At 66.3% G+C, this 26,040-nt stretch carries 24 protein-coding genes and 1 tRNA gene; 9 read left to right on the forward strand and 16 right to left on the reverse strand.

The window, feature by feature from the left end:
• Positions 1-201: 201 nt before the first annotated feature.
• Both IE122_RS13795 and IE122_RS13800 read right to left on the reverse strand, forming a co-directional pair.
• Positions 202-276 (reverse strand) — tRNA-Asn (locus IE122_RS13795).
• A gap of 97 nt (positions 277-373) precedes the next feature.
• Positions 374-1,141 carry an NAD kinase gene (locus IE122_RS13800; RefSeq protein WP_189621796.1) on the reverse strand — a complete coding sequence of 256 codons (768 nt, stop codon included), beginning with the start codon at positions 1,139-1,141 and terminating at the stop codon, positions 374-376.
• A 153-nt stretch (positions 1,142-1,294) separates the two neighbouring features.
• Between IE122_RS13800 and IE122_RS13805 the strand changes: the two genes are divergently transcribed.
• Positions 1,295-2,617: a bifunctional diguanylate cyclase/phosphodiesterase gene (locus IE122_RS13805; RefSeq protein ID WP_189621753.1), complete on the forward strand. Its 1,323-nt coding sequence runs from the start codon at positions 1,295-1,297 to the stop codon at positions 2,615-2,617.
• Positions 2,618-2,681: 64 nt separating this feature from the next.
• Here IE122_RS13805 and mfd read toward each other — a convergent pair whose 3' ends face one another.
• From mfd to IE122_RS13820, 3 genes are all read right to left on the reverse strand, one after another.
• Complete coding sequence (mfd, locus tag IE122_RS13810) at positions 2,682-6,170, reverse strand: transcription-repair coupling factor (RefSeq protein WP_189621754.1); 3,489 nt, start codon at positions 6,168-6,170, stop codon at positions 2,682-2,684.
• Between the two features lie 87 nt (positions 6,171-6,257).
• Positions 6,258-6,527, reverse strand: a complete 270-nt coding sequence (locus tag IE122_RS13815; RefSeq protein ID WP_189621755.1) for an FAD assembly factor SdhE — start codon at positions 6,525-6,527, stop codon at positions 6,258-6,260.
• A gap of 43 nt (positions 6,528-6,570) precedes the next feature.
• On the reverse strand, positions 6,571-6,993 hold the full coding sequence (locus IE122_RS13820; protein WP_189621756.1) for a baeRF12 domain-containing protein: 423 nt from the start codon (positions 6,991-6,993) through the stop codon (positions 6,571-6,573).
• A 108-nt stretch (positions 6,994-7,101) separates the two neighbouring features.
• Here IE122_RS13820 and recG point away from each other — a divergent pair, with 108 nt between their 5' ends.
• The 7 genes from recG to IE122_RS13855 all read left to right on the forward strand — a co-directional run bounded on the left by recG (position 7,102) and on the right by IE122_RS13855 (position 14,730).
• On the forward strand, positions 7,102-9,159 hold the full coding sequence (recG, locus tag IE122_RS13825; protein ID WP_189621757.1) for an ATP-dependent DNA helicase RecG: 2,058 nt from the start codon (positions 7,102-7,104) through the stop codon (positions 9,157-9,159).
• Positions 9,160-9,241: 82 nt separating this feature from the next.
• Positions 9,242-9,826: a Pycsar system effector family protein gene (locus IE122_RS13830; RefSeq protein ID WP_189621758.1), complete on the forward strand. Its 585-nt coding sequence runs from the start codon at positions 9,242-9,244 to the stop codon at positions 9,824-9,826.
• Positions 9,827-10,090: 264 nt separating this feature from the next.
• Positions 10,091-11,038 carry an ABC transporter ATP-binding protein gene (locus tag IE122_RS13835; RefSeq protein WP_189621759.1) on the forward strand — a complete coding sequence of 316 codons (948 nt, stop codon included), beginning with the start codon at positions 10,091-10,093 and terminating at the stop codon, positions 11,036-11,038.
• The gene (locus IE122_RS13840) at positions 11,035-11,808 is read left to right on the forward strand and encodes an ABC transporter permease (RefSeq protein ID WP_189621760.1); all 774 of its coding nucleotides are present in this window, start codon (positions 11,035-11,037) and stop codon (positions 11,806-11,808) included. The genes IE122_RS13835 and IE122_RS13840 overlap by 4 nt, the downstream gene beginning before the upstream one ends.
• A gap of 17 nt (positions 11,809-11,825) precedes the next feature.
• On the forward strand, positions 11,826-12,845 hold the full coding sequence (locus IE122_RS13845) for a DUF481 domain-containing protein (RefSeq protein ID WP_189621761.1): 1,020 nt from the start codon (positions 11,826-11,828) through the stop codon (positions 12,843-12,845).
• A 19-nt stretch (positions 12,846-12,864) separates the two neighbouring features.
• A complete protein-coding gene (tgt, locus tag IE122_RS13850) occupies positions 12,865-13,992 on the forward strand; it encodes a tRNA guanosine(34) transglycosylase Tgt (protein WP_189621762.1) in 1,128 nt (375 codons plus the stop codon).
• 108 nt (positions 13,993-14,100) lie between these two features.
• Positions 14,101-14,730: an AAA family ATPase gene (locus IE122_RS13855; protein WP_189621763.1), complete on the forward strand. Its 630-nt coding sequence runs from the start codon at positions 14,101-14,103 to the stop codon at positions 14,728-14,730.
• Positions 14,731-15,286: 556 nt separating this feature from the next.
• Here the strand turns inward: IE122_RS13855 and IE122_RS13860 are convergent.
• The 7 genes from IE122_RS13860 to rpiB form a co-directional block, all read right to left on the reverse strand.
• Complete coding sequence (locus IE122_RS13860; RefSeq protein ID WP_189621764.1) at positions 15,287-15,478, reverse strand: hypothetical protein; 192 nt, start codon at positions 15,476-15,478, stop codon at positions 15,287-15,289.
• 152 nt (positions 15,479-15,630) lie between these two features.
• Entirely contained in the window at positions 15,631-16,245 is a 615-nt protein-coding gene (gene rpsD, locus IE122_RS13865; RefSeq protein WP_189621765.1) for a 30S ribosomal protein S4, read from the reverse strand.
• A gap of 716 nt (positions 16,246-16,961) precedes the next feature.
• The gene (locus tag IE122_RS13870; protein WP_189621766.1) at positions 16,962-17,699 is read right to left on the reverse strand and encodes an RNA methyltransferase; all 738 of its coding nucleotides are present in this window, start codon (positions 17,697-17,699) and stop codon (positions 16,962-16,964) included.
• Positions 17,692-18,165, reverse strand: a complete 474-nt coding sequence (gene nrdR, locus IE122_RS13875; protein ID WP_189621767.1) for a transcriptional regulator NrdR — start codon at positions 18,163-18,165, stop codon at positions 17,692-17,694. Before nrdR ends, IE122_RS13870 begins: the two co-directional genes overlap by 8 nt.
• A 14-nt stretch (positions 18,166-18,179) precedes the next feature.
• Entirely contained in the window at positions 18,180-18,404 is a 225-nt protein-coding gene (locus tag IE122_RS13880) for a hypothetical protein (protein ID WP_189621768.1), read from the reverse strand.
• Between the two features lie 39 nt (positions 18,405-18,443).
• A complete protein-coding gene (gene glyA, locus IE122_RS13885) occupies positions 18,444-19,742 on the reverse strand; it encodes a serine hydroxymethyltransferase (protein ID WP_189621769.1) in 1,299 nt (432 codons plus the stop codon).
• A gap of 20 nt (positions 19,743-19,762) precedes the next feature.
• Positions 19,763-20,200 carry a ribose 5-phosphate isomerase B gene (gene rpiB, locus IE122_RS13890; protein ID WP_189621770.1) on the reverse strand — a complete coding sequence of 146 codons (438 nt, stop codon included), beginning with the start codon at positions 20,198-20,200 and terminating at the stop codon, positions 19,763-19,765.
• 263 nt (positions 20,201-20,463) lie between these two features.
• Between rpiB and IE122_RS13895 the strand changes: the two genes are divergently transcribed.
• The gene (locus IE122_RS13895) at positions 20,464-22,215 is read left to right on the forward strand and encodes a DEAD/DEAH box helicase (protein WP_189621771.1); all 1,752 of its coding nucleotides are present in this window, start codon (positions 20,464-20,466) and stop codon (positions 22,213-22,215) included.
• A 105-nt stretch (positions 22,216-22,320) separates the two neighbouring features.
• On the opposite strand, the gene IE122_RS13900 is transcribed toward IE122_RS13895, so the two are convergent.
• The 4 genes from IE122_RS13900 to IE122_RS13915 form a co-directional block, all read right to left on the reverse strand.
• On the reverse strand, positions 22,321-22,590 hold the full coding sequence (locus tag IE122_RS13900; RefSeq protein WP_189621772.1) for a flagellar basal body-associated FliL family protein: 270 nt from the start codon (positions 22,588-22,590) through the stop codon (positions 22,321-22,323).
• A 79-nt stretch (positions 22,591-22,669) separates the two neighbouring features.
• Positions 22,670-23,740, reverse strand: a complete 1,071-nt coding sequence (locus IE122_RS13905) for a PA0069 family radical SAM protein (protein WP_189621773.1) — start codon at positions 23,738-23,740, stop codon at positions 22,670-22,672.
• Between the two features lie 212 nt (positions 23,741-23,952).
• On the reverse strand, positions 23,953-24,825 hold the full coding sequence (locus tag IE122_RS13910; RefSeq protein ID WP_189621774.1) for a cupin domain-containing protein: 873 nt from the start codon (positions 24,823-24,825) through the stop codon (positions 23,953-23,955).
• Positions 24,822-25,994 (reverse strand): GNAT family N-acetyltransferase, encoded by a 1,173-nt coding sequence (locus IE122_RS13915; RefSeq protein WP_189621775.1) that lies wholly within the window; start codon positions 25,992-25,994, stop codon positions 24,822-24,824. The genes IE122_RS13910 and IE122_RS13915 overlap by 4 nt, the downstream gene beginning before the upstream one ends.
• Positions 25,995-26,040: the final 46 nt, after the last annotated feature.

Consider the following 26,040-nt stretch of genomic DNA (forward strand, 5'->3'; position numbering starts at 1 on the left):
GTATGACGGGCATGCACCAACCGCGGCGCATCCCGGCTTCGTGAGGCTAGTAAGGGACAAAGGGGAGCCATGGCGGCCCAATATCCGTCGCAGGCGACGTGTCAGCCCCGCCCGCCTACAGGTTATCGCAGCAAATAGATAGGCGAATTCGGTATTTTTTGGCGTCATCACGATGCGCCGGACTTTCCGGTAAACAGAAAGTGGCTCCCCGAGTAGGATTCGAACCTACGGCCATTCGATTAACAGTCGAATGCTCTACCGCTGAGCTATCGGGGAGCAGCCCGTTGGTTTCTCCACCGCCGGGCAGGGGTGCGCCTATAACAGCGCCGTCGGGATTGGCAAGCCCATGGTGCAGGAAAATGCGGCCAAATCTTCAGACCTGGAACTGCTCGGCGAAAATGCGTTCTTCCAGCGTGTAGCCGGGATCGAACAGCAAGGTCAGTTCCTTGTCGCACGCGGCCGAAATGTGGACATGCTTGACGTCGCGCACTTCCTTCTGGTCGGCGACAGCGGCGACGGGGCGCTTGGCGGCTTCGCGCACGCGGAACTCGATCACCGCGCTTTCGGGGATGATCGCCCCTTTCCAGCGGCGCGGGCGGAACGGGCTGATCGGGGTCAGCGCCAGCATCCGCGCGCCCAGCGGCAGGATCGGGCCGTTGGCAGACAGGTTGTAGGCGGTCGATCCGATCGAGGTGGCGACGAGCACGCCGTCGCCGGCCAGCTCCTCCATGCGGACCTGACCGTTGACGGTCACCTCCAGCTTGGCAGTCTGCCGGGTTTCGCGCAGCAGCGAGACTTCGTTGATGGCATAATAGCTGAATTCCGCGCCGCCTTGCGTGATCGCGCGCATTTCCAGCGGGTGGATCGGCACGCGATGCGCTTCGGCCACGCGCCTGGCGATCGGCATCTCGTCGTGCTGGCCGTTCATCAGGAACCCGACCGTGCCCAGATTCAGGCCGTAACAGGGTTTCACCTGATTGCGGGCCAGCATTTCGTGGAGCACGTGAAGCAGGAAGCCATCGCCGCCCAGCACCACCAAGACATCCGCCGCTTTCGGATCGACCCATTCGTGCGCATGCCGCAAGGCGGCGGCACCGGCTTGCGCCTGGAGGCTGTCTGAAACCACCAGCGCCAGCTTCATCGTCTCGGCCACGTCAATCCCCCGCGAGTTGGTTCAGCCGGTCGCGACACGGCGATCCCGGTCTGATACAGCTTGCCGTGCAGGGCTCTGAAATTTTGAGCCCTTTGGCAAGGCCTTTGCGGCTATGCATCCCGGCGAAGGGCGCGAGACGACATGAACTATCACGGGGGGGCCGCGCACACGCAGGCCAGGGCTATCGAGGATCGGCTGACCGGGGTTCCGGGTATCAATACCGTGCACGAGCGGATCGCCGCCTGGCGTCTCGATCCCGACCTGCAGCAGGCCGGTGGCCACGTCCACGCGATGCTGCTGGGCCTGCGCCGGCTCGATACAATCAACATCGCCTATGGGGCTGCCGCCGGTGACGGCGCGCTCGAAGAAGTGGCGGCGCGGATCGGCCATTTTGCTGAAGAGGAACTGGATGGTCCTTGGGTGCTGGCGCGGGCCGGCGGCGGAACATTCGTGCTGGTCGCGAACGAGGCCTGCAGCCGTGAGCGCTGGCAGCTTGTCGCCGAACAACTGGCCGACGCAATCACCCGGCCGATCGCCGTGCCCACCGGCATCCTGCGGCTGTCCCCCCGCGTCGCGCTGATGCGGGCGCTCACCGGAGAAAGCCTGGAATCGATGCTGGACCGGCTGAGCCAGGCGCTGGATGCGGCGCACGAACAGTCGGGCAACCTCCTGTGCTGGGCGCGGGGCGAGGTGACCCCGCCCGGGCGCAGCGCGGCGCAGCTTGAAGCCGACGTTCTCGGCGCGATCGACCGCGACGAGATCGAGGTGCTGTTCCAGCCGCAGTTCAGCCTTGCTGACGATGCGCTGAGCGGTGCCGAGGCACTGGCGCGCTGGAACCATCCGCAGCTTGGCCGGATCGGTGCCGGCGCGCTGTTCGCGATTGCCGAGCGGGCGGACCACGTCGCGCCGCTTTCGCGCCACATCGCCCGCAAGGCGATGGAGACGGCGGTGACCTGGCCCGCGCCGCTCAGGCTGTCGATCAACGTGACGCCTGCCGACCTCGCCTTTGGCAGCTACGCCCGCCACATGCTCGATCTCGTGCGCGAAAGCGGCTTCCCGCCGCGCCGCCTGACGCTGGAAGTGACCGAGCAGGCACTGATCGGCGATGTTGCCCTGGCAGCGCAGGTGATGGCCGAATTCTCGGCCCAGGGCATCCGCATCGCGCTTGACGATTTCGGCGCGGGGTTCTGCAACTTCCGCTATCTCAAGGTGCTGCCGCTGCACTACCTCAAGCTTGACCGTGCGATGGTCGAAGGCATCGCCACCGACAGCCGCGACCTTGCGGTGCTGCGCGGCATCGTGGCGATGGCCAAGGCGCTCGATCTCGAAGTGATTGCCGAAGGTATCGAGGACGAAGCCCAGCGCGCCGCCGTCGCCCGCGAACATTGTGCCTACTACCAGGGCTTCCTGCGCGCCCAGCCGATGAAGGCCGCCACCTTCGAGAAGCTGGCGCGGGGAATCTGATCCTTCGTCATCCCGGACGAGCCGGACCCGTCCGGCGCTACGGGTGAGCGTGAGGCTCTCGCCCTCAGCCCTTCTTCACCCGCGCTGCCTGGCTCAGCCCCTTGGTCAGTTGCAGCAGCCCGTGCAGCCGCGCCTTGGGGTCGGCCCAGGCGCGTTGCACCACCAGCTTGTTGTCGGGACGCAGCTTGATCGTGCCGGCGAGCCGTTCGGCATAGGCGATGAGGCCCGGCGGGTTGGGGAAACTGTCGTTGTGGAAGCTGACCAGCGTGCCGCGCGGGCCCACGTCGATCTTGGCGATGTGCGCCTCGATCGCCTGACGCTTGATCTGGATGAGCTGGACGAGGTTGGCGGTCGGCTGGGGCAGGGTGCCGAAGCGGTCGATCATCTCGGCGGACAGGCTCTCGATCTCGTCCTGGCTTTCGGCCTCGTTGAGGCGGCGGTACAGCGCCATGCGCACCGCCAGATCGGGGACGTAATCGTCCGGGATCATGATCGGCGCATCGACGGTGATCTGTGGTGACAGGCCCGAGGTGTCCTTTTCCAGCCCGACGCCGCCCGCCCGCGCGGCCAGGATCGCGTCTTCCAGCATCGACTGGTACAGCTCGAAGCCGACCTCGCGGATATGGCCCGATTGCTCGTCGCCCAGTAGGTTGCCGGCACCGCGAATATCGAGATCGTGGCTGGCGAGCTGGAACCCGGCCCCCAGCGTATCGAGATCGCCCAGCACTTTCAGGCGCTTTTCCGCCACTTCGGAAAGAGCCTGGTTGGCCGGCGTGGTCAGATAGGCATAGGCGCGCAGCTTTGACCGGCCGACGCGGCCGCGAAGCTGGTAGAGCTGGGCCAGGCCGAAACGGTCGGCGCGGTGGATGATGATCGTGTTGGCGCGCGGAATATCCAGCCCGCTCTCGACGATGGTGGTGCTTAGCAGCACCTCGTACTTGCCCTCGTAGAAGGCGCTCATCCGCTCTTCCACCTCGCCCGCGCTCATCTGGCCGTGCGCAGTGATGCATTTCACTTCGGGGACATGCTTGTGCAGCCAGTCCTCCACCTCGGGCATGTCGGAAATGCGCGGCACGACGATGAAGCTCTGGCCGCCGCGATGGTGTTCGCGCAGCAGTGCCTCGCGCATCACCATGTCGTCCCATTCCATGACGTAGGTGCGCACCGCCAGCCGGTCTACCGGCGGGGTCTGGATGGTGGAGAGTTCGCGCAACCCGCTCATCGCCATCTGCAGCGTGCGCGGGATCGGCGTGGCGGTGAGCGTCAGCACGTGGACGTCGCTGCGAAGCTGCTTGAGGCGTTCCTTGTGGTTCACCCCGAAGCGCTGCTCCTCGTCGACGATGACGAGGCCGAGACGCTTGAAGCTGACCGATTTGGACAGGATGGCATGCGTGCCGCAAACCACGTCCATCGTGCCGTCCGCCAGCCCTTCGCGCGTGGCCCTGGCCTCCTTCTCGGGCACCAGTCGCGACAGGCGGCCGACGTTGAGCGGGAAACCGGCAAAGCGTTCGGCGAACCCGGCATAGTGCTGGCGGGCGAGGAGGGTGGTCGGCGCGACGACCGCGACCTGCTGCCCCGCCATCGCCGCCACGAACGCGGCGCGCAAGGCAACCTCGGTCTTGCCGAAGCCGACGTCGCCGCACACCAGCCGGTCCATCGGCTTGCCCGCCGCCAGATCGTCGAGCGTGTCGGTGATCGCGGCGTCCTGATCCTCGGTCTCGGCCCAGGGAAAGCGATCGACGAACTGGTTGTAGGCGTGCGCTTCCGCCACCAGCGCCGGGGCATGGCGCAGCGCGCGCGCCGCGGCGGTCTTCATCAGCTCGGCGGCGATGAGGCCGATGCGTTCCTTCAGCTTGGCCCGGCGCTTCTGCCACGCTTCGCCGCCCAGCTTGTCGAGCGCGACGCCTTCGCTCTCGCTGCCGTAGCGCGACAGGACGTCGAGGTTTTCGACCGGGATGTAGAGCTTGTCGCCGCCCGCATAGGTCAGCATCACGCAATCGTGCGGCGACTGGCCGACCGGGATCGACTGCAGCCCTTCGTAGCGGCCGATGCCGTGGTCCATATGGACCACCAGATCGCCCGGGGTCAGCGCCGCCAGCTCGGCCAGGAAGGCATCGGCATCCTTCTTGCGTTTCTTCCGCCGCACCAGCCGGTCGCCGAGGATATCCTGCTCGGTGATGACTTCGAGGACATCGTTGGCGAACCCGGTCTCCAGCGGCAGCACCAGCGCGGCAGTGCGGCCCTGCACCGCAAGGCCCAGCGCTTCCTGCCAGCTATCCGCAGGCCGGGGCTCGGCAACACCGCCGGTTTCGCCCAGGATCGAGGCGAGGCGGGCGCGGCTGCCGGTGGAATAGGCGGCCAGGATCGCCTTGCGGCCCGACTTGGCGACTGCCTGCATGTGCTTCGCGGCGGCTTCGTAGGCATTGTCGCCCCGGGCCCGTTCGGGCGCGAAATCGCGGGCATTGCCAAAGCCGAAGTCGATCACCTTGCCACCTTCGGGCTTGGCGAAGGGATCGGCACGGTGGACCGGGGTGCTTTCCAGCGCCTGCGCCAGTTCGTCGGCCGTCAGGTACAGCGCCGCCGGATCGAGCGGACGGTAGGAGCCCGCTTTCTGGCCAGAGGTTTCGAGCCGCGCCTTGTGATAGTCGGCCACGTCGGTCAGCCGCTCTTCGGCGGCACCGACGGCGGCGGTATCGATCACCAGCACATCGCCCATGTCGAGATGGTCGAACAGCGTGGTCAGCCGGTCTTCGAACAGCGGCAGCCAGTGCTCCATGCCCGCCAGCCTGCGCCCGTCGCTGACCGCCTGGTACAGCGGATCGCCGGTCGCCCCGGCGCCGAAGCGTTCACGATAGCGCGCGCGGAACCGCTTGATCGTCTCGTCGTCGAGCAGCCCTTCGTCGGCGGGGAGCAGGAGGAACTGGTCCAGCGTCCCCGTGGAGCGTTGGGTCGAGGTATCGAACTGGCGCAGGGTCTCCAGCTCATCACCGAAGAAATCGAGCCGCAGGCCGCCGTCGAGCCCGCTGGGGACGATATCGAAGATCGACCCGCGCACTGCGTATTCGCCCGCATCGATCGCGGTATCGCTGCGCTGGTATCCCTGCCGGCGCAGCAGCGCGATCAGGCTTTCGTGGCCGATCTCCATGCCCGGCTTGAGCAGGCGCACCGATTCGCGAACACGGAACGGAGTGAGCACCCGCTGGGTCAGCGCATTGGCAGTGGTGACCAGCAGTTGGGGGCCGGAACGCTTGCGCTGCAACCGGTGCAGCGCGGCCAGCCGGCGCGCGCTGACCGACAGGGCTGGACTGGCCCGGTCATAGGGCAGGCAGTCCCATGCGGGAAATTCGATGACGTCCAGCTCGGGCGCGAAGAACTGCGCCGCGTCGCCGATCGCGCTCATCGCCGCGTCGCTATCGACGATGAACACCACCCGCGCGTCGTTGGTCGCCGCGGCCCGGGCAAGATCGGCCATCACCAGCGGCTGGCTGCCACGAGCGATCGACGAGAGGGTGAGCGGCGTTGTCGCCGAAAGGATTTTCTGGAAATCTGTCATGACGGGGATGGCTGGGCAGATATGCGGGACTTGGCGGAAATTCAATCGCGTTAAGACGAAAGCGCACGCCCGATCAGCATTCCCCTATCAACGCGGAATGTCGACGTAGTCCAGCTTCATCATGCGATCGACCAGCGCGCCGCGATATTCTTCGGGGATGGAAAGGGTGCCGAGCGCCCAGCCCATGATATCGACGTCTTCTTCCTCGATCATCCGTTCGAACAGATCGATCTCGGCCTCGCTCCACTGATCGTGGAAGCGGTCGAAGAAGCAGCCGATCATATAGTCGGCCTCACGCGTGCCGCGATGCCAGGAACGGAACTTCAGGCGGGCCAGGCGGGGTGAAAGCGCGGTCATGGCCGCGCCGATACACGTCGGCGCGGCCCGTTTCAATCCGCGCCTATCGTTGCACGGCGCGGATGATGTCCTGCGCCGGACGGCCGGTCAGCGTCTTGGGCACCTCGCGCAGTAGCGCCGAGCGCAGTTCCTTGTGATAGTGACGGCGCATCTCACCCAGCGAGCGCGGATCGGCAACGACCACCAATTGATCGATTTCGCGTTCCAGCACCTGCCGGTTGAGCCACTGCGTCACCGCCACCGCATGGGCGCTTTCGTCGATACTGTCGTCGCTGCCGTCGCCGGTGCGGGCCTGGTGGCGGCTGGGTCCGTCACTGCGCCGTGCTCCGGCGCTGAAGTTGGTGGCTTCCAGTTCGGGGGTGTCCAGAGAGACAAGGCGGGGGGCGGCCTCCTTGCCGGAATTGCGGTAAAGCTCGAAGTTCTCGCCATCGACGATGGCGAACACGGTGCCGTGCGGCAGGATCATATCTGTCTCCCGGTTGTCTGGTAGGGACTTTGCGAAAGCCCATTGCGCAGGTCCGGTTCCGCCGCCTCTGGCGAAGCGGTATGAAAGCGCGCTAGGAAGCGCCGGACCATGCGGCCCGAAGAACTCAACTGCCTGTTCGTGGAAACCGACGCGCTTGACGGCGTGGGCCCGAAGCTGCGCCGGCCGCTCGAAAAGCTCGGCCTGACGCGGCTGCGCGATCTGGCCTATCACTTGCCCGATCGCTTTGTGGAACGACGGGTGGTCAGCGATCTGGACCAGGCGGGCACCGGGGAGAACATCCTCGTGCGTCTGACCGTGCGCGAACATCGCGCGTCATCGGGCCGAGGCCCCTACCGGGTTTTGGCGGCGGACGATGTCGGCAACATATGCGCGCTCACCTATTTCGGCCGTGCCTCCTATTCGGCGAAGAAGCAGTTGCCGATGGGCGAGGCGCGCTGGGTGGCCGGGCGGCTCGACCAGTACGGGCAGATGCTCCAGATCGTCCACCCGGAGCACGTTTCCGAAACCTCCGCCACGCCTGTCGGCCAGTTGTGCGAGCCGGTCTATCCGCTGTCCGAAGGGTTGACCCAAGGGCGAATGGCGGCGCTCGTCGCGCAGGCGCTCACGGTGCTGCCGGAACTGCCCGAATGGATCGAGCCGGGCCTGCTGGCGAAGCAAGGCTGGCCCGCCTGGCGCGCGGCCGTGCTGGCCGCCCACAAGGGCGCGGATGGCGCAGCACGCGATCGGCTGGCCTATGACGAACTGCTCGCCAATTCGCTCGCGCTCATGCTGGTGCGCGAGAGCAACCGGGCCCAGCGCGGCACGGCGCTGGCGGGCGACGGGCACTTGCGCGCCAAACTGCGGCTGCCCTTCGCGCTGACCGGGGCGCAGCGCCGCTCGCTCGCCGAGATCGAGGGCGACATGGCGCAGGCGGTGCCGATGCTGCGCCTGCTCCAGGGCGATGTCGGCTCGGGCAAGACGGTGGTCGCGCTGTCGTCGATGCTGGTGGCGGTCGAGGCGGGGGCGCAAGCGGCCCTGCTGGCCCCGACCGAGATTCTTGCCCGGCAGCATTACGAAACCTTGCGCAAGCTGCTCGAAGGAACCGGCGTGGAGATCGCGCTGCTGACCGGGCGCGACAAGGGCAAGGCGCGCGAGGCGATCCTGATGGGGCTGGTCGATGGCTCGATCCCGCTGGTGGTCGGCACGCACGCGATCTTTCAGGATTCGGTCGCCTATCGCAACCTGGCGCTGGCGGTGATCGACGAGCAGCACCGCTTTGGTGTCGGCCAGCGACTGATGCTGGCGCGCAAGGGCCGGCGCACGCCGCACACGCTGGCGATGACGGCTACACCCATTCCGCGCACGCTGACGCTGGCACAATATGGCGAGATGGACGTCTCGCGGCTCGATGAACTGCCCCCCGGCCGCCAGCCGATCGATACCCGCGTGTTCCCGGCCGAGCGGATGGATGAGGTTGCCGCCGCGCTCGGCCGTCATATCGAGACCGGTCAGCAGGCCTACTGGGTCTGCCCGATGGTCAACGAAAGCGAGACAGACGACATCGCCGCCGCCGAAGCGCGCTATGCCCTGCTGCGCGAGCGGTTTGGCGATGCCGTGGTACTGGTACACGGCCAGCAGCGGCCCGAAGTCAAGGATGCCGGGATGGAGCGCTTCGCAGCGGGCCAGGCCAGCCTTCTGGTGGCGACCACCGTGATCGAAGTGGGCGTGGACGTGCCGAACGCCACGCTGATGGTGATCGAGCAGGCCGAACGCTTCGGGCTGGCCCAGTTGCACCAGTTGCGCGGCCGGGTCGGCCGGGGCAGCGGCAAGTCCACCTGCCTGCTGCTGCGCGGCGGCGCGCTGTCGGAAACCGCACGGGCGCGGCTGGCGCTGATGCGCGAGACGCAGGACGGGTTCCGGCTTGCCGAGGAAGACCTGAAGCTGCGCGGTGGCGGCGAACTGCTCGGCACCCGCCAGTCCGGCGACACGCCGTTCCGCATCGCCTCGCTGGAACAGATCCAGCGGCTGCTGCCGATGGCCCACGATGATGCGCGGCTGCTGATGGAGCACGAAGGCGGCCTCACCACCCCGCGCGGTGCGGCGGCGCGCCTGCTGCTATACCTGTTCGAACGCGACTGGGGCGTGCAACTGCTGCGCGGCGGGTAAGCTCCGGCCCGCAATCGCGCTTCACCCGCGCCGGGGTTGGGCGCATAGTCCGCCGAACGAGGCAGCGGGGGAGCGGCGCGAGATGGGTGAAGACGGTCAGGCTGGCAGCGGGGCAATTGATCCGGCGCGGTTCGATGCAGGGACCTATTCGGTCCACGCGATCCATATGGTCCGCACCTGCCAGACCAACCACATGGCGCTCAGCCAGATGGCCGACAACAAGGCCAATATCCTGATGGGGATGACCTTCCTGCTGTTCTCGCTGTCGCTGTCCGAAGTGGGGCGCGGCGATGTCAGGACCTCGCTGGTCGTCCTGCTGGTCACCTCGTTCGTGTCCTCGCTGCTGGCGATGGTCGCGGTCATGCCCAAGATCACCTCGCCGCACCGGCCCGATGAGCCGGAGGCCAACCTGCTGTTCTTCGGCGTGTTCACCGGCCTCGATCAGGAGGAGTTCGTCGATCGTCTGATGGCGCGGTCGCAGACCGACGGTCAGGTGCTGAGCACGATGCTGCGCGATATCCACCAGAACGGGTCGGTGCTCCAGCATCGCAAGTACCGTTACCTCGCCTATGCCTTCCGCACGCTGCGACTGGGGCTGATCCTCGCCTTCGCGGTGTTCCTGATCGAAAGCCGGGTAACCCTGCTCGGCTGGCTGGGCGGGGTCTAGGCGATAGGCAGCAATTCTTGTCATGCTGAACTTGTTTCAGCATCCATCAGGCAGCACGCGCCACAGCCTGTTGGCAAGGGCAACAGCGCCCAAAGCGCCCTTCCACCCCCTCCGGTGGAAACCGTGGGATGGGCCCTGAAACAAGTTCAAGGAGACGAGGGTTCGACGTCGTGAACTTCGGTTCTGGCATCTTGGAGGGCCAAAAACGGTGGCCGCTTTCCACCCGGCCTTGGAACTGGCCGTTGCAGACCCCATTGAGGGCACATGCAATCCATTCTCGAAATCGCGGGGCTGACCAAGACCTATCGCGGCGGCTTCACCGCGCTGAACGGCGTCGATCTCACCATCAACAAGGGCGAAATCTTTGCGTTGCTGGGGCCGAACGGGGCCGGCAAGACGACCCTGATCGGCGCGGTCTGCGGGCTGGTGGAGCCGAGCGCGGGCTCGATCACCGCGTTCGGCAAGGACATGAAGCACCACTGGCGCAGCCTGCGGGCCCGCATCGGCCTGGTTCCGCAGGAACTGACCACCGACATGTTCGAAACGGTGTGGCGCACGGTCAACTATTCGCGCGGCCTGTTCGGGCTCGCCCCTGACAAGGGCAAGGTGGAGGCGATCCTGCGCTCGCTCAGCCTGTGGGACAAGCGCGACAATCAGGTCCGCGCGCTGTCGGGCGGAATGAAACGGCGGGTGATGATCGCCAAGGCGCTGGCCCACGAACCCGAACTGCTGTTTCTGGACGAGCCCACCGCCGGCGTCGATGTCGAGCTGCGGCGTGACATGTGGGAGAATATCGCCCGCCTGCGCGATGGTGGCACCACCATCATCCTCACCACGCACTATATCGAAGAAGCGGAAGAGATGGCCGATCGCATCGGCATCATCCAGTCCGGCCGCATTCGCATGGTTGACGAAACGCAGCGGATCATGCGCCAGCTCGGCCGCATCGAAGCCGATTTCGCGCTGGTCGATCCGCTGCCCGCGCTACCGCCCGAACTGGCGCAGCCGGGCCTGTCGCTGTCAGCCGATGGTGCCACCATTCACTTTCGCGACGCCGAAGGGGCAGGGGGCAGCGGCGGGGAGGGCAAGGCCCACGTCGCCGCCATTGCCCAGAAGCTGGCCGGGCTGGGCTACGTTTACCGTTCGATCGATATGCGCGAATCGAGCCTTGAAGACATTTTCGTCCACCTGCTCGGGGAGCCGCAATCGTGATCGCCTTCAACCCCCGCAGCACCTGGACGATCTATCGCAACGAAGTGCAACGCGCGCTGCGCACCGCCGGGCAGTCGATCCTCGCCCCGGTACTGACCACTTCGCTCTATTTCGTGGTGTTCGGATCGGCGATCGGTTCGCACATGGATCGATCGGTGGTGGGCATGAACTATGCCGCCTTCATCGTGCCCGGCCTGCTGATGCTGACGCTGCTGAGCGAGAGCACCCAGAACGCCAGCTTCGGCATCTACATGCCGCGTTTCACCGGCGCGATCTACGAGCTGCTGTCCGCACCGGTGGGCGTCGCCGAGACGCTGCTGGGCTTCGTCGGCGCGGCGGCCACCAAGTCGCTGGTGCTGGCCGCGATCATCCTCACCGTCTCGCGGTTTTTCGTCGATTATTCGATCGCGCACCCGGTCTATGTCCTGCTCTTCATCATCCTCATCTCGGCCAGTTTCTCGCTGTTCGGGTTCATCATCGGCGTCTGGGCCGACAGCTTCGACAAGCTGGGCGCGATCCCGATGCTGTTCCTGATGCCGCTGACGTTCCTGGGCGGCACCTTCTATTCGGTCGATAATCTGGCCGAGCCCTGGCGTTCGGTGGCGATGGCCAACCCGGTGGTTTACCTCGTCAACGGCTTGCGCTGGTGTTTCTACGGCACGTCGGACTTTCCGATCGGTCTGTCGCTGGGGATCGCCTGTGGCTTCGTCGCACTGTGCGTCCTTGTCATCGCGCGAATTTTCGCCACGGGCTGGCGTATTCGCACCTGAGCCGGTACGCCCCGGCTATGGTGCATCGCAGCGTTCCGGTCTTCACCTGTGCCCTCGGCGCAATCATCGCGCCCTTGCCCGCGCCGGCGCAAGAGCCGGCCGCAGTGGTTGCCGTGCCGGCGGTGGTCCTCGATCTGCCGCCTTATCCGCCACCGTTGCTGGTCGTCGCCGCCCGCCCGCCGGTGCTGGCCGAGCCGGTGCGCGATATGCTGAAGGCGATCATGAAGACCGAGGATACCAAGGCGGTCGAGACTGTGGTCAACCTCGCGGTTCAGACCAATCCCTATGACAAGGACGAGATCCGGGCGATGCACCGCGCCTATCTCGATCGTAGTGCGCAGCTTCTGGCCGCGCGCAGCAAGGCTGACAAGGAGCGTATCCGCAGTTCCGGGGTGCTGGAGCTGTGGAAGGGCCAGATCGAGCTGGGAGCCTTTCGCGGCACTGGCAATACCGACAACTTCGGTTTCACCGGGGCGATCAAGCTGGAACGCAAGGGCATCGACTGGGAGCATACCGTCGAACTCAGGGCGGATTACCAGAAAGACCGCGACACGATCACCCGCGAGCAGTATTTCGCTGCTTATCAGCCCCGCTACACACTGGGCGATGGCATCTTCACCTATGCCCGCGCGCAGTTCGAAAAGGACCGTATCCAGGGTTATAACGGGCGCTCCACGCTTTCCGGCGGCTTCGGCTACCGGGCGATCGCCCGCAAGCGGGTGACGCTGTCGATCGAGGCGGGCCCAGCGGTGCGGCGCACCAATTACGTCAACCAGGCTGACGAGACGACGTGGTCGGCGCTTGGCGCGCTCGATTTTGACTGGATCGTCAGCCCGACGCTCAAGATCACGCAGGACGCTTCGGCCTATGTCGGATCCGACAACAACACCTTCACCTCGCTGACCGGACTGGAAGCAGGGATGGCGCGTGGTCTCAAGGCCCGGCTGTCCTACGCCATCGAGCATGAGACCTCGCCGCCCGCAGGCGCGCTCAAGACCGATACGATTTCGCGCTTCTCTCTGGTCTACGGGTTCTAGTCCGGCTAACGGCGGGCGGATGAACCCGCGCTTCCAGTTCACGCTCCACGCCACCGATGGCAAGGCCCGCACCGGCACGATCCGGATGCGGCGCGGCGATATCCGCACGCCCGCGTTCATGCCGGTCGGCACCGCCGCCACGGTCAAGGCCATGAAGCCCGAGACGGTGCGCCAGACCGGTGCGGACATTATCCTCGGCAATACCTACCATCTGATGCTGCGGCCCGGTGCGGAACGAGTGGCGCGGCTGGGTGGCCTGCACAAGTTCATGAACTGGGACCGCCCGATCCTGACCGACAGCGGCGGCTATCAGGTGATGAGCCTGTCGGACTTGCGCAAGATCACGGAAGAAGGCGTGACCTTCGCCAGCCACCTCGATGGCTCGCGGCACCTGCTGACGCCCGAACGCTCCATGGAGATCCAGCGGCTGCTGGGGTCTGATATCGTTATGGCCTTTGACGAATGCCCCAAGATCGATCAGCCGCGCGACAAGATCGCCCGATCCATGGCGATGTCGATGCGCTGGGCCCGGCGCAGCCGCGACGGTTTCGATGCGGGTGGCGATCATGCCGAAAACGCGGCGCTGTTCGGCATCCAGCAGGGCGCGCTGGACGAGGGCCTGCGGCAGGAAAGCGCCGATGCCCTGCGTGATATCGGTTTCGACGGCTATGCCATCGGCGGGCTGGCGGTGGGCGAGGGGCAGGAAGCGATGTTCGCCACGCTCGAATTCGCACCCGGCCAACTGCCGCCCGATCGCCCGCGCTACCTGATGGGCGTGGGCAAGCCCGACGATCTGGTCGGCGCGGTGGAGCGCGGGGTCGACATGTTCGATTGCGTGCTGCCCACCCGTTCGGGCCGTAACGGGCAGGCGTTCACCTGGTCCGGCCCGCTCAACTTGCGCAACGCCCGCCATGCCGAGGATAGCGCGCCGCTGCACGCCCGCTGCACCTGCCCGGTCTGCGCCACCTATTCGCGGGCATACCTGCACCACCTGATCCGGTCCGGCGAAATGCTGGGCGCGATGCTGCTGACCGAGCACAACCTGTCGTTCTACCAGCAGCTCATGCAAGGCATGCGCGATGCCATCGCCGGCCAGCGCTTCGCCGCTTTCGCCGCCGATTTCCGCCGCGACTATCTGGCCCGGTAGCGGGGCAGCCGCACGACGGGCGCTTGCGGGTGGACTTTCAGCCTGCGACAGGCGAATTTCGCAAGTGCAGCATTGCTGCGCGATTCGTTTTCGCAAAGGTGCCCAGCCATGCCGACCATCGCCATCGTCAGCCAGAAGGGTGGCTCGGGCAAGACCACCATGGCGACCCACCTTGCCACTTGCGCAGCCTATGCCGGTTCGAAGTCCTGCGTGATCGATATGGACCCCCAGGCCACGGCTGCCGCCTGGGGTGACTGGCGCGGCGATTTCCTGCCGGAAGTCATCACCTGCCCGCCGGTGCGGCTGATCAGCGCGATCGGCAAGGCCACCCGCGACGGGACCGAAGTGATCGTCCTCGATACCCCGCCGCACGGCGATCTCGCCTCGCGCGAGGCTGTCCGCGCCGCCGATCTGATCCTGATCCCCACCCGGGCGCGGGCGTTCGACCTCCATTCGCTGGAGGCTACGGCGCAACTGGTGGCTTACGCCAGGAAGCCCGCCTTCGTGGTGTTGAACGCCGTACCTTCGCGCGCGACCCGGATGCTGGCCGAAACTGCCGAGCAGGTGGAGAACCTCGGCCTTGCCGTGTGCCCGATCCATTTCGGTGAACGCGCCGCGTTCCACAAGGCATCGGGGGCCGGTGAAGTGGCGGCCGAAAGCGAGCCTGAGGGCAAGGCGGCGGCGGAAGTGTCCGCCTTGTGGGCCTGGGTGAAAGAGCAGTTGCCGCCGGGTAAGTGAGCGGCGGGGGTACGGTGCGCAGGCGGCCGCAGACTTGTCAGCGAGACTTGCGAGCTTGCCCGCCAGTCGCAGCGGGGTGGGCCCGGCGTGACCGCCCGAAGAAAGAAAAAAGATGGTTCGCGCGAAGGCGCAGAGGTGTTGCGGGAGGGCGCAGCCTTTCTCCCTGTTTCAACGGTGAGGGAAACGCGCTGCCGAACAGGATAGCCGAGGTGCGGCAAGCAGGACACCTTTGCGCCTTCGCGGCTCCGCGTGAACCCGTTTTCCTCGTTTGCGAAGGTGACAAAGGTTACACCTTGTAACTTTCGGATCTGTAAATTTATATATTAACATCAATGTGTTGTGAGGAAAATCTCACGAAGGTTACACTTTCGGGAATGGCGAGAAGTGTCGCCTTCTGACGATGGGAAAGAGCAGGGCGCAGGGGCACCTTTGCGGATTATGCCGCAGGTGGCCGGTGTAGGAAAGCGCTGAGGCGGGAACGGCCCGGTTGACCTCGAAGCACCACAAGTTCCGTTCGACACGAACGGGAAGTGATCCGGATTTGATCCGCTCGGCTCTAAACCGCCATCGGTTCCGGTGCCGAATCGATCAGCATCTTTTCAAGCCGTGTGTGGGCGTAGGCGACGAAGCGGCCGGTGCGTTCTTCCAGAAAACCGGCCCCGATAGTGCAGGCCTGGCGCATCGCCGTCCTGAGATCGGGGTACCATTTTCCGGTGCGGTGGGGGGTTACGAAACGGTAGCGTGTCATGGCACGGCGATAATGCCGGCATGGGCCGCTCGGTTCCCCTAACCATCGCATTGCAAACGGTTTTTGCGACGAAGCGAGAGGCCGGCCGCAACGAAGAAGGGCGGCACCTTGCGGCACCGCCCTGAAACTTCGCAATCCGAAGGAAAGACCGATCAGCGCGAGTAGAACTCGACGACCAGGTTCGGTTCCATCTTCACCGGATAGGGCACCTCGTCGAGCGTCGGGACGCGCACGAAGGTCACCTTGTCAGTGCCGTCCTGAGCGACGTAGTCGGGGACTTCACGCTCGGGCAGGGCTTGCGCTTCGGCGATCAGGGCCATTTCCTTGGCCTTGTTGCCCAGGCTGATGACGTCGCCCAGCTTGATGCGGCGGCTGGCGATGTTGCACTTCACGCCGTTGACGCGAATGTGGCCGTGCGAGACGATCTGGCGAGCGGCAAAGATGGTCGGCGCGAACTTGGCGCGATAGACCACCATGTCGAGGCGCTGTTCGAGCAGGCCGATCAGGTTCTGGCCGGTATCGCCCTTCATGCGGGCGGCTTCCTGGTAAGTGGCCTTGAACTGCTTCTCGGTCACGTCGCCGTAGTAGCCCTTGAGCTTCTGCTTGGCGCGGAGCTGCAGACCGAAGTCCGAGATCTTGCTCTTGCGGCGCTGGCCGTGCTGGCCGGGGCCGTAGCTGCGGCGGTTGACCGAGCTCTTCGGGCGGCCCCAGATATTCTCGCCCATGCGGCGATCAAGTTTGTACTTGGCGCTTTTGCGCTTCGACATAAGTCGTCCTTCGTCTTCTGCTCGGCACCCGCCCCATCGGCAGATGCTCCATGGTTTTTCCGGAGCGCACCACCCGACCAGAATGCCGGACGCGGCCGCCGCTTCACCGGAAGTGCGGGGCCGAAGGAAAACGACCTGTCGCCCCATGCGCTGGGGGGCAGGCGTCCCGTGAAGCGGTGGCCCTTAGCGGGCAGGGCGGGAGAGTCAAGGTTTATGCGGCAGATGCCGCCGACGCCCACCCCTTCCGGCCCGGCGGCAAGCCGCCAAACCTGCGGGGGGCAGCGAGATTTACGTGCGCAGCAGGTTGGTCGAAGCGGGGTACGCCCGGCGAGACCGCCCGATGAAAGAAAAAGGGTGGTTCACGCGGAGGCGCGAAGGCGCAGAGGTGTTGCGGGAGGGCGCAGCCTTCCTTCCTGTTCCGACGGTGAGGGAAACGCGCCGCTGAAAAGGATAGCCGCGCTGCGGCAGACAGGACACCTTTGTGCCTTTGTGCCTTTGTGCCTTTGCGCCTTTGCGCCTTTGCGCCTTTGCGTGAATCTCTTTTCTACTCGCCGTTCTGGCCCACCCCGTCCGGCCAGGTGATAAATCACCAAGCCTGCCGGCCCTCCCGTGAACGGGGGGGCGAACGGGAATATCCACGCCCGTTTACGGGAGGGGCAGCGACGCTTAGGCCGCAGGCTTTGGCCGCAGCGGGGTGGGCCCTGCGCCGCGCGCCCTCACTCACCAGTCGGCCGCCGCTTCTCCAGCGTGGACAGCACGCCGCGCAGGGTGCGGACTTCCAGGTGGTTCCAGCCCGGCTTGGTCAGCAGGTTGCGCAGCGTCAGCCGGTTCGTTTCGGCGCGCGCTTCGGGCCAGAAGTAGTTGCGCGGCGTCAGGGCGGTTTCGAAGTGGCCGATCAGGCCTTCGAGTTCTTCCTGCGATGCGGGCGGCAGCAGCTCTTCGGCCGTCGGCTGGGCAAGGCTTGCGCCTTTTGACCATTCATAGGCGCACAGGACCACCGCCTGCGCCAGGTTGAGCGAAGCGAATTCGGGGTTGATCGGCACGGTCAGGATGGCGCGGGCCAGCGCCACGTCCTCGGTCTCCAGCCCGGCACGTTCGGGGCCGAACACATAGGCGCAGCGGCCGACCGCCGCGTGCACTTCGCGTGCCGCCTGTTCGGGGGTGACCACCGGTTTGGTGACGCCGCGCTTGCGCACGGTGGTGGCATAGACATGGGCGCAGTCCGCCACCGCTTCGGCCAGCGTCGGGAACACTTGCGCGCGTTCCAGCACGATGTCGGCCCCGGCGGCTGCCGGGCCCGCGCTCGGATTGGGCCAGCCGTCACGCGGGGTGACCAGCCGCAACTCGACCAGCCCGAAGTTCAGCATGGCGCGCGCCGCCTTGCCGATGTTCTCGCCCAGTTGCGGGCGCACCAGCACGATGACGGGGGCACGGGGCAGGGCGGGCTCAGTCACCCGGAGCCTCCTGACCCACTTCGCGCACGGTGCCGGCGAATTCCTCGAAGTCCCGCGCCTCCGAAAAATCCCGATAGACCGAGGCGAAGCGGATGTAGGCGACCGAATCGAGCTGCCGCAGCCCCTCCATCACCATTTCGCCGATCACCAGCGAGGGTATCTCGCTTTCGCCGGAAATCTCCACCTGCCGCTGCACACCCGAAACGAGCTGGTCGATCCGTTCCCGGTCGATCCCGCGCTTGCGGCAGGCAAGCACCACCGATTGCTCGATCTTGGAGCGGTTGAACGGCTCCCGGCCGTCGTCGCTCTTGACCACCATGATCTCGCGCAGTTGCACCCGTTCGAACGTGGTGAACCGCGCGCCGCAGTTGGAGCACTGCCGACGACGACGGATCGCGGTGTTATCCTCGGTCGGGCGGCTGTCCTTGACCTGGGAATCGTCGTGGGCGCAAAACGGACAGCGCATTCAGGCGGGGACTTTCAATCGGGGCGCAGGCGCTTGTAGAACTTGTATCCGGCCCCCGCCGCAAAACCAAGCGGGACGCCGACGAACGGCAGCACCACCGCCGCGACCGCGCCCAGCGCTCCATAAGCCAGGACCGGCTTGGTGGAGGGGTGGGACAGGCCTTCTTCCAGCATGCCGGCCAGTTCGTGGCGGGCATCGTAGATGAAGTCAGAGCCCTGGGGCTTCTTGCGGTCGGCCATGGCGGAGGTCCTTATAGGCGGGGTTGGTCCGGGTGCGGGTCAGCCCTCGTAGATCGGGAAGCGATCGCACAGCGCTTCAACGCGCGCGCGCACGTTCTGCTCCACCTGTGCGTCACCCGCCTCGCCACAACGCTTGAGGCCGTCCAGCACGTCAGCGACGAGGTGGCCGATCTCGCGGAACTCCTCGGCGCCGAAGCCGCGCGTGGTGCCCGCCGGGCTGCCCACACGGATGCCGCTGGTCTTCATCGGCGGCAGCGGATCGAACGGGATGCCGTTCTTGTTGCAGGTGATGCCGGCACGCTCCAGCGCTTCGTCAGCGTCCTTGCCGGTGATGCCCAGCGGCGACAGGTCGATCAGCGCCAGATGGGTGTCGGTCCCGCCCGAAACGATCGCCGCGCCGCGTTCCTTGAGGGTGTCCGCCAGCACCTTGGCGTTTTCGATCACCTTCCTGGCATAGTCCTTGAACTCGGGGCGCAGCGCTTCGCCGAAAGCCACGGCCTTGCCGGCGATCACGTGCATCAGCGGGCCGCCCTGAAGGCCGGGGAACACCGCCGAGTTGATCTTCTTGGCCAGCGCCTCGTCGTTCGTCAGGATCATGCCGCCACGCGGACCGCGCAGCGTCTTGTGCGTGGTGGTGGTGGCGATGTGGGCGTGCGGGAACGGCGAGGGGTGCTCGCCGGCGGCGACGAGCCCGGCGAAGTGGGCCATATCGACCTGGAACAGCGCGCCCACGGCATCGGCGATTTCGCGCATGCGCTTGAAATCGATCACGCGCGGATAGGCGGAGCCGCCGGCGATGATCAGCTTGGGGTTGTGCTCGCGTGCCAGCGCCTCGACCTGATCGTAATCGATGAGGTGGCTGTCAGGCGTCACGCCATACTGGACGGCATTGAACCACTTGCCCGAAAGCGCAGCGCGCGCGCCGTGCGTCAGGTGGCCGCCGGCGTCGAGGCTCATGCCCATCACGGTATCGCCCGGCTTGACCGTGGCCAGCAGCACCGCGCCGTTGGCCTGCGCCCCGGAATGCGGCTGGACGTTGGCGAAGCCGCAGTCGAACAACTGCTTGGCGCGTTCGATCGCCAGCGTTTCAACCTCGTCCGAAGGCTCGCAGCCCTGGTAATAGCGCTTGCCGGGATACCCTTCGGCATACTTGTTGGTCAGCACCGAGCCTTGCGCTTCCAGAACGGCGCGCGAGACGATGTTCTCCGACGCGATCAGCTCGATCTGCTTGCGCTCGCGGCTCAATTCCTTGCCGATCGCCTTGGCGACGGCGGGATCGCTCTGCGCGATCGTGTCGGTGAAGAAGCCGGGGGAGCGGATGAGGGTTTCGGTGGTCATGGTCGTCCGGGCCTTTTCGATCAGAACGCGGGATTGGAAAGCTTGTCGACGCGCGGGCCGTGGCGGCCGCCGCCGAATTCGTTGCCAAGGAACGCATCAATGCAGGCCTTGGCCATGTCGATGCCGGTGAGCCTGGCCCCCATCGCGATCACATTGGCATTGTTGTGCTCGCGCGCAAGTGCGGCCGAGAGCGGCTCGGACACCAGCGCGGCGCGGCATGCCGGGTTGCGGTTGACCGCAATCGAGATGCCGATCCCCGATCCGCACAGCGCCACCCCATACTGGGCGGTGCCGTCTGCGACGACCGAGGCGAGCTTGTAGCCATAGTCGGGATAGTCCACCCGGTCAGCCGTTTCCGGGCCGAGATCGGCGACTTCGTGGCCCAGTTCGATAAGGTACTCGCGCAAGTCGGCCTTGAGGTCGACGGCGGCGTGGTCGGAAGCGATGGCAATACGCAAGGCGGCGTGATCCTGTGCGGCGGGACTCGTTCGCGCCCCCTTAGTCGCGACAGGGTTGCAAAGCGAGTCTTGAGGTAAGTCGCCCGTTTTCGCTGCGGTGCAAAAGCGCAAGCCAAATCGTATCAAGCCATGTATAGGCCCGCCTGCGCGCCGCGATGGCAGGGAGAGTCGCTCCTGCCTGTTGGATGGCGCTTCCGGCTTCCTGAGCCCTTCCTTGTGCCGAACGCGATGGCGTGCCGGTGCCATTCGGTGTTGCGAGTTTTATGCCTTTTTCCAATCTTCCCCCGGTCCTTGCCCAAGCCCTCTCGCAGCGCGGTTACGACGCGCCAACGCCGATTCAGGCCGCCGTTCTGGAGGCGCAGGCGCATGGGCGCGACCTGATCGTCTCGGCCCAGACGGGATCGGGCAAGACCGTGGCGTTCGGCCTTGCCATGGCCGGCGAACTGCTGGGCGAGGACGGCCGACTGATTTCGGGCCGCCTGCCGGTCGCGCTGGTGATCGCGCCGACGCGCGAACTGGCGCTGCAGGTCAGCCGCGAACTGGAATGGCTTTACCAGAGCGCCGGGGCCCGCCTTGCGACCTGCGTCGGCGGCATGGACCCCGGCCGCGAGCGGCGGGCGCTGGGCATGGGCGTCGATATCGTCGTCGGCACGCCGGGCCGCCTGCGCGATCACCTCGAACGCGGCGCGCTCGACCTGTCGGCGCTGCGCGTGGTGGTCCTCGATGAGGCCGACGAAATGCTCGACATGGGCTTTCGCGAAGACCTTGAGGAAATCCTCGACGCGACTGCACCCGAACGTCGCACGCTGCTGTTCTCGGCGACGATGCCGACGCCGATCGCGGCGCTGGCGCGGCGTTACCAGCGCGATGCGCTGCATATCTCGACCGTCACCCATGATCGCGGCCATGGCGATATCAGTTATCAGGCCATGGCGGTCGCCCCGGCCGATATCGAGCATGCGGTGGTCAACCTCCTGCGCTTCCACGAAGCCGAAACGGCGATGCTGTTCTGCGCCACCCGCGAGGCGGTGCGCCGGCTTCACGCCAGCCTGATCGAGCGCGGCTTTGCCGCCGTCGCGCTGTCGGGCGAGCATAGCCAGAACGAACGCAACCACGCGCTTCAGGCCCTGCGCGACCAGCGCGCACGCGTGTGTGTCGCCACCGACGTGGCTGCGCGCGGCATCGATCTGCCCAGCCTCAGTCTGGTCGTCCATGTGGAGATCCCGCGCGACGGCGAAACGCTGCAGCACCGTTCGGGCCGCACCGGCCGCGCCGGGCGCAAGGGTACCGCCGTCCTGATCGTCCCGTATCCCCGCCGCCGCCGCGTCGAATCGATGCTGCGCGACGCGCGCGTGACGGCCGAATGGATCGCGCCGCCTTCGGCGCAGGACATCCGCGAGGCGGATAGCGAACGGCTGCTCGCCGCCCTGCTCGCGCCGGTCGAATTCAGCGAACTGGATCAGGAGATCGCCCGCCGCCTGATCGAACAGCGCAGCGTCGAGGAGATCGCCGCCGCGCTGGTCCAGGTCCATCGCGCGCGCCTCCCCGAGCCTGAAGACCTGCTTGGCAACGAAGCACCGGCACCGCGCGGGCCGCGCGCCGGGTTCGAGGACACCCGCTGGTTCCGCCTCAACATCGGCCGCCGCCAGAACGCCGATCCGCGCTGGATCCTGCCGCTGTTGTGCCGTCGCGGCCACGTGGGGCGTGGCGAGATCGGCGCGATTCGCATCGGCCAGCACGAGACCCTGTTCGAAGTGCCCAGCGCGCTCGCCGCGCGCTTCGTTGATGCGGTACGCCGCACCGCCGAGGGGGATGAGGACGGCGTCGATATCCAGCCGATGGAAGGCAAGCCCCGCGAAGAGCCCGGCCACCAGCGCCGCCGCGAGAACCACGGCGGCCCCCATGCCCCCAAGCCCTTCAAGAAGCGCGCCGGCCCCGGCCACGGACACGAAGGTCGCCCCGGTCCCGCGCACAAGAAGCCGTGGAAGAACAAGAAGCCCGGCGGCGAACGCTGAGGGTTATTCGCGGGCGTAAGCTTGCGCTGCTGAGCCGCAGACACACGCACGAAAAAGCCCCGGAGCATCCAAAGATGCGCCGGGGCTTCTCGCATGAAGCTCGGATCAGTTGGCCGGATCGGCCTTCGAAGCGGCGTCTTCGGCAGCGTTGCCGACCTTGTTGGCAGCGCTGCTGACGCTGTCGGCAGCCTGGGCAACCGCGTCGTCCTTGGCCGCTTCGCTGCTGGAATTCTGGCTGAACAGGTAGAACCCGCCGATCACCGCGACGAGCAGGATGATAGCGATGACGATGCCCATGCCGCTGCCCGATCCGCCTTCGCGGATGATCGTGGTGTGGCTGGGGTTGGGACTGGTGGTCACGGTTTCTTCTGCCATGGATTTGCTCCTTGGGGCGTTCGCGTTGAAGGCAGAACCCGCCACGCCAGCGGATGTTTCCGAAGTGTCGTTTTTTGTATCAGAATAGGTCCAACTGGCCATCGCGCGCCGGCGGCCGGAATGCAGTACAATCAAGGCGCGCGGCCGGGCTGCCGATCCCGTGCCGCCGTGCGGCCACGGTGAAGCGGCGGCGGATCAGATCGGCCCAGACGCCGGTGGGCTTCATGCGATGGAAAAAGCGCGGATCGTTGTCCCGCCCTTCGCGGATGGACTGGATCGTCGCCATCACCTTGCCGGCGCGATCGGGAAAGTGGGTTTCTAGCCAGGCGCGGAACAGCGGCGCGACTTCGTGCGGCAGGCGGACCATGATCCACGTCGCGGCGCGCACGCGGACATCGGCAGATCGGGCAAGGATGCACTCCAGATCGGCATCGGTGATCGCCGGGATGATCGGCGCGATCGACACGTGCGAAGGCACCCCGGCGGCGACCAGCCGGCCCAGCGCGGCGATGCGCTTGTCCGGCGAGGCGGCGCGGGGTTCCAGCTTGCGTGACAGCACGGGGTCGAGGCTGGTTACTGAAATGCCGACCATGACAAGGTTGCGCGCGGCCAGTTGCTCCAGCAGATCGAGATCGCGCAGCACCCGGTCGGACTTGGTGGTGATCGTTACCGGGTGGCTGACTTCCAGGCACAGCTCCAGCACCGCCCGGGTGATGCGATAGCGTGCCTCTATCGGCTGATAGGGATCGGTGTTCGTCCCCATCGCGATCGGGGCAGGGCGGTAGCCGGGCTTTGCCAGCGTATCGCGCAGCAACTGCGCCGCAGCGGGTTTCGCGAACAGCCGCGTCTCGAAATCGAGGCCGGGGGAAAGGTCGTGAAAGGCATGGCTGGGCCGGGCGTAGCAATAGATGCACCCATGCTCACAGCCGCGATAGGCGTTGATCGAACGGTCAAAGGGAATGTCGGGCGAGCGGTTGAAGCTGAGGATGGAGCGGGGGTGTTCCTCGGTTACCGTGGTGGCGGGCGGGCGCCGCGGGCCGTCGATCGCTTCGGCTTCGTCCAGCCAGTCACCATCCGCCGCGCGTTGCGGAAGATTGAACCGCTCGCTCACATCAGCGCTCGACGCACCTCTGCCTTTGATCGCCGCCATGGCGGGAACATATATAGAACAAAATCACGCAAGGCCAGTGAGATTCTGGACTTTGTACCAAGCTCCGTATGCTTGGTTTGCCGCTCCGCTTCGTCTTTGCGAGCGACCGCAGGTCGCGCGGCAATCCAGGGCGGTTTAAACGGCTCTGGATTGCTTCACCCGCTTCGCAGGTTCGCAATGACGATGGAAAGCTGTAGGGTAAGTCCCGGCAATTACCCGACGACGCCCAGCTTTCGCGCGATCCGCCAGCCCAGCGCCTTCGTGCCATTGCGGCCGGGCCAGCGTTCCGGTGGCGAGGGGTTCAGGCCGATCCGCCGCAGCAGCCCGTTGAACGCGCGCGCGTCAGCCTCGGCGAAGCTCCACTCCGAGCGCCAGGTGATCGACAGCGACACCGATGGCTCGGGCCCGTTGCGCACGAAATGCGGGGCCATGACCGGGACATAGAGCGCCTCGCCCGCGCAGAGGGGAAATTCGGTCCCGCCCGCCAGCAGTTCATCGCGCCAGACGAGTTCGCGGCCGCCGCCGGTGTGATAGGTTTCGTGCACCTGATCGGGGGCGTAACGCGCGTCGCCGGCGGGGAACTGGGTCATCACCTTCGACCCTCGCACCTGCAGCAGGATATTGTGCTCGGGATCGAAATGGTACGGCGTGACGCCACCCGCCGAGGTGACGAAGATGAACCCCTGGGTCTTGAGCATCGCCCCGGTCCGCGCCTCGATCACCGGGCGCAGTTCTTCCAGCAGATCGGCGAGCAGCGCGGCATAGGCGGGGTGTTGCTCGATATTCTTGAGCGCCGCCCAGGACCGCGTGGTGGCGATTTCGCGGATGGTGCGGCCGATCGGGATGCCGGTGCCTTCGGGTTTGCCGGTGATGCCGATCGGCTGGTCGCTGGCGTTGTATTCGATCGAGCTGGCCGGCAGCGCTTCGGCGAGCGTGGCGAGCGCGTCCAGCTCCATCAGCGGGTGATGGCCGAGCGCGTGCGTGAGCTTGTGCGGCACCTCGGGATAGCTGGCGGCGAAGGTGGTCCGGGCTTCCGCCGGGAAGGTCGGGTGGGTAGCCGGGATGAGCGGTGCGTGGATGGTCATGAAGCGGGCTCCACAGTCACGCGCGAGCGTTCCGCGCGCAGGAGATGCTGGAAGGCCGCGCGGCGCACCGGGCCGCCGATCGCGATCGACAGGCGGACGATGCCGCGCTTCTCGCGCCAGATGCGTTCGATCATCGGGTGATCGGCGCTGGCGCAACTGTCGGTCCAGGCGATGTCCGGCCGGTCGAGGACAACCAGGTTTTCGCGCTGGAGCAGCACGCCGGGGGAATAGGCGGCGAATTCCTCGTCGAAGGCGGTCTTGAACGAATAGGCACCCGGCGGCGTCAGGAAGGTGGCGAGCATCGCGATCGGCCGGTCGTCGAGCGACAGGGTCAGCCGTTCGAGCCGCCCGCGCGCCGCCGCGCCGTCCAGCGCCTGACGCAGCAGGGCGGCGGTGCCGGGATCGCAGGCCATGGCCGAGCCGGCCTGGCCCTTCCAGCCCGAGCGTTCTAGCGCCAGGAACTGGTCCGCCCACGGCCCGATATCGGCGGTGTCGTGGCGGCGCTCGAACCGCAGCAGCCCGCGTTCGGCCAGCCGGTTGGTCTGGCGGCGCAATTCCTTGCGCTTCTTGCCCGACATCGCCGCTTCCAGATAGGCATCGGGGCCCAGCTCCGAAGCCAGCATTGCCCGCGCTTCGTGATGGACGATGCCGCTGGGGCGGCCATCGGCCTCCAGGATCGCGGTCAGCGCGGTGTGGAGCGGGCCGTTTTCCGTGATGCCGCGCATGTGGAGGAACAGGCTGGAGCCGGGGTTGGCGTCCGCCCAGCGCAGCAGCGCCAGCCAGAACGCCACTTCCGCACCGCGCGCCACCAGCGGCACGCCGCAAAAGCAGTTGTCATGGACCCAGCTCGACAGGTTCGGCACCGGCCAGCGATAGTAGCGCGGCGAGCGGGTGATCGGCATCAACCCGGCCAGCCTGCCGTCCTCCTCGAAGCACAGCACCTGCACCGCATCGGTGGCGGGCAGGTTAAGCAGCGATGGCAGCAGGTACCAGCTTTCGAAGAACGGGTTGGGCTCGCTCGCGTCCAGCGCCAGCCGGTCCCATTCGGCGATGCGGCCTTCAAGCGCGCGCCACGGCAGGCAGGTCAGGGTGTGGGCGGGAATGCGCAAGTCCACGGCGTCGGCATAGCCGTCGCTGCGCGCGTTCGCGTCCTGATACCTGCTGGCCACTGACGTGCAATTCCGCTGGCGGGAAAACCCCGGTCGAAGTGCGGTT

This window comes from Novosphingobium colocasiae (assembly GCF_014652555.1).
Classification (GTDB): domain Bacteria; phylum Pseudomonadota; class Alphaproteobacteria; order Sphingomonadales; family Sphingomonadaceae; genus Novosphingobium; species Novosphingobium colocasiae.